Annotated in this window: 4 protein-coding genes and 1 pseudogene; 2 read left to right on the top strand and 3 right to left on the bottom strand. The window is 53.4% G+C overall.

All coding sequences use genetic code 11. The features are described from left to right. Positions 1-545 precede the first annotated feature (545 nt). Together AADEFJLK_RS23340 and AADEFJLK_RS23335 are read right to left on the bottom strand one after the other, a co-directional pair. The gene (locus AADEFJLK_RS23340) at positions 546-1,058 is read right to left on the bottom strand and encodes a GNAT family N-acetyltransferase (protein ID WP_103976002.1); all 513 of its coding nucleotides are present in this window, start codon (positions 1,056-1,058) and stop codon (positions 546-548) included. Beyond that, positions 1,055-1,342, bottom strand: a complete 288-nt coding sequence (locus AADEFJLK_RS23335) for a type II toxin-antitoxin system TacA family antitoxin (RefSeq protein ID WP_103976001.1) — start codon at positions 1,340-1,342, stop codon at positions 1,055-1,057. The genes AADEFJLK_RS23340 and AADEFJLK_RS23335 overlap by 4 nt, the downstream gene beginning before the upstream one ends. Positions 1,343-1,436: 94 nt before the next feature. On the opposite strand from AADEFJLK_RS23335, the gene AADEFJLK_RS23330 reads away from it, so the two are divergent. Together AADEFJLK_RS23330 and AADEFJLK_RS23325 are read left to right on the top strand one after the other, a co-directional pair. After that, on the top strand, positions 1,437-1,802 hold the full coding sequence (locus AADEFJLK_RS23330; protein ID WP_103976000.1) for a hypothetical protein: 366 nt from the start codon (positions 1,437-1,439) through the stop codon (positions 1,800-1,802). Between the two features lie 62 nt (positions 1,803-1,864). Then, positions 1,865-2,570, top strand: a pseudogene (locus AADEFJLK_RS23325) (IS6 family transposase). A gap of 122 nt (positions 2,571-2,692) precedes the next feature. Here AADEFJLK_RS23325 and AADEFJLK_RS23320 read toward each other — a convergent pair. Next, positions 2,693-2,956 (bottom strand): Fic family protein, encoded by a 264-nt coding sequence (locus tag AADEFJLK_RS23320; RefSeq protein ID WP_103975999.1) that lies wholly within the window; start codon positions 2,954-2,956, stop codon positions 2,693-2,695. Between the last annotated feature and the right edge of the window lie 138 nt (positions 2,957-3,094).

The raw sequence follows: 3,094 nt of genomic DNA, 5'->3' as shown, positions 1-3,094 counted from the left end.
TGCCGTTCCGGCCGCTTCCGTTAAACTAAAAGTGTCATCGGAATTAAACCAGTCTTGTAAATGCGGCGGACGCGGGGCGGGCCTTTAAGCACATTTTTTAAGCCGTCATTTCAACCCGCGTTTTTTTTACGCTTTTCATTTAAATGCGTTAAAGTAAACGTGTAAACAGGCGGCCCTATCCGCCTGTTTTGTAGGGCATCGGTTATTTACACTTTTAGTTTAACGGACGCGGCCGCGTCCGTTAAACTAAAAGTGTAATTGGAATTAAACTGATCTTGTAAACACGGCGGATGCGGGAGCCGCGCCCGCCGCCACACGGACGGCTGCCCGTACTTTGATAACGGGATAAACAAACAATGATGCCCATAAGGCGGTAGGTTTAGGCCGCAACTGGGGCTATTCCCATAATCTGTGGGTGCATTTAAACAAGTGCGACGTGAAGTTATAACTGTTATTGTCTCAACCCGAAAGAGGCAGAGAGACTCGTCGTTCCCTCAACGATGGCCTACCGATGCAGGCGAAGCTGGTAACGGCTTGATTTGTTATTAGTCGGGTTCTGCCAAGATTGAGCGGACGGTTTCAAGCGTCATGATGAGGGTCATCGGCTGCAAAGGCGATTCCACGAAACCGCGTGACAGATAAAATTGCTTGGCCGGGTCAGAAAGCGCATGGACCAAAAGAGCGAACACGCCCGCGTCGCCGGAGACATTGACCGCGCGTAGCATCGCATCACGCAGTATGGCCTGCCCGATGCCCCGGTTGTGGTGACGCTTATCGACGGCAAGCCGACCGAGGAGCAGGACGGGCAACGGGTCTGGCATGTTGCGCCGCATGGCTTTGGGTGCGGCCTCATGGCTGACCGCCCCCGCCGACAGGCTATAGTAGCCAATAACCTCCGTACCGGCACAGACGACAAAACAGCGCGAAGCCCCAGCCGCATGGTTCTTGAACGCACGCCTTTTGAGCCATTCGTTTAGGGAGAATTCGCCGCTGTCAAAGTTCGACAGTTCCAGGCCGACAGTGATCGGGGCCGGTGGTGTGAGATCGGGCGCGATCATTGCTCCCAGGGCGCTTTCGTCTTGAGTAACCGGCGCAGCTTGTCGGTGGCCGGCAAAGGCTTATCGAGCAGCACCTGAAATTGGGCAAAGGTCGCTTCATCGACGGTGAAGAAGGTTTGGTCGAGCAAAACAGCTTCCGCTTCCCGACAAGCCGCTTCCAGCATGAAATCAGACCGGCTGCGGCCGAGGCGGTCGGCGGCCTGGTCGATCAGGTCGCGCTGCTTGGCCTTGGCGCGGATGTTGATGGAAACGGAAACCATTTCTCTCGTTTGTGCCTGGGGCATGGTAAAACTCCTCTGTATGTCGGATAAATATACATAATTGTATAGAAGACTGCAATACATCTAACAAATAGTTTTTAGCCCACTTTTATGGGTTTTGTCGCAAATATTTACAAGAGCTGAGCTTGGCCTGACAGGAGGCTTAGGCCAAGACAGCTTCGTTTTCAGCACAGCCCCAAGCCTTAGCAACATCGACACCGTCACCGACTTTAACGTCGACGATGACACTGTCCAACTGGCGCACACTATCTTCACCACCTTAAGCGTTGATGTACTGACCACCGACCAGTTAAAAATCCTCGGCAACGGCGGCGTGGTGGACGGCAACGACCATATCCTCTACAACACCACGTCCGGCGGCCTGTCTTACGACAGTGACGGCAGCGGCGCGGCGGCGGCGGTGCAGATCGCCATTCTCGGCAAAGGGCTGGCGATGACTGCGGCAGATTTTATGGTGGCTTAGCCCAGTTATGTCGCAAACTTTTCAATTTTGGGGGATAATCCGCCAATTTTCGTTTTCAGACTATGAAGATCAGCTTTAAAGGCGCCCACTATCCGAAAGATGTTATCCTCCATGCGGTTTTCTTCTATGTCCGGTATGGCGTTTCCTACCGCGACCTGGAAGAAATTTTGGCGGAGCGCGGTGTCACCGTGGATCATGCGACCCTTAACCGCTGGGTTGTCCGCTATTCGCCACTGATCGCCTTGGCGGCAAAAAGCAGCAAACGGACGGTTGCCGCCTCTTGGCGTATGGACGGGACGTACATCAAAATCAAAGGCGAATGAACCTACCTGTACCGTGCGGTGGACAAATTTGGCGACACCGTCGACTTTATGCTCTCCGAACGCCGCGACGAAGCGGCCGCCACCGCCTTCTTCAGGCAGGCCATTGACGGCAACGGCCTGCCCACAAAAGTGGTCATGGAGAAAAGCGGCACTAACCTGGCCGGGCTTGAAAACATCAATGTCCTGCTGGTGCTTGCCGGGTTGCTGTGCCTGTCCATTGATATTTGCCAAGTCAAATACCTCAATAACTGGGTGGAACAGGATCACCGGTTTACTTGTGCCCTTTGGGTATAAGAAAATCACTGGGCCAATGTTGGGGTCCAAAGCCTTCCATTCCGCACAGGCCACACTCGACGGGATAGAAACCGCCCACATGATCCGTAAGGGGCAACTCGCCGGACGGACACTGCCCGCTCACCGGCAATTTATCAATTTGGCGGGCTAGTTTTGTCCGCCAATCAGGCCAAGCTCAGCTTTTGCAAATATTTGCGGCACTACCGGCGCGCGCGGGCGGGCGTTTAAGCATATTTTTTATCCTGATTGGCTTTAGCCCTATAATTCGCTGGCCTAATTCCTGAAAGTGAGGTCATGGATGACCTTTTCATAGGTTTCTATCAGTTCGGTGCATATGAAACGGATAAAGGGGAGCAAGTCGCCCTTATCGGCTTCTGACAAGGCTTCCAGGTATTTTCGCTTTTTTTCGAGCCTGACCACTGCCGGAAAAAAACCGCTTTTCAATAAGACCAGGTTCATAAAGATTCTAGCCCCCCTGCCGTTGCCATCGTCAAAAGCATGGATGCGGACTAGGTTATAGTGGGCTACGGAAGCCACATAAATCGGGCTTAAGGGGAGTCGCTATTTTTGCGAAAGATTGCTTCGGCATCCTTGCCGGTCAATCAGCAAAAATCACGCGACCGCTTATGCCTTCGGCTGCCCCAGCCGTCCTGGTCACTCGCTCGCCACCCAACA

Origin of the sequence: Methylovulum psychrotolerans (assembly GCF_002923755.1) — a bacterium.
In the GTDB taxonomy this organism is placed as follows: Bacteria; Pseudomonadota; Gammaproteobacteria; order Methylococcales; family Methylomonadaceae; genus Methylovulum; species Methylovulum psychrotolerans.
The sequence above is the reverse complement of the archived record's forward strand: the minus strand, read 5'-3'. Positions and strand labels throughout refer to the sequence as shown.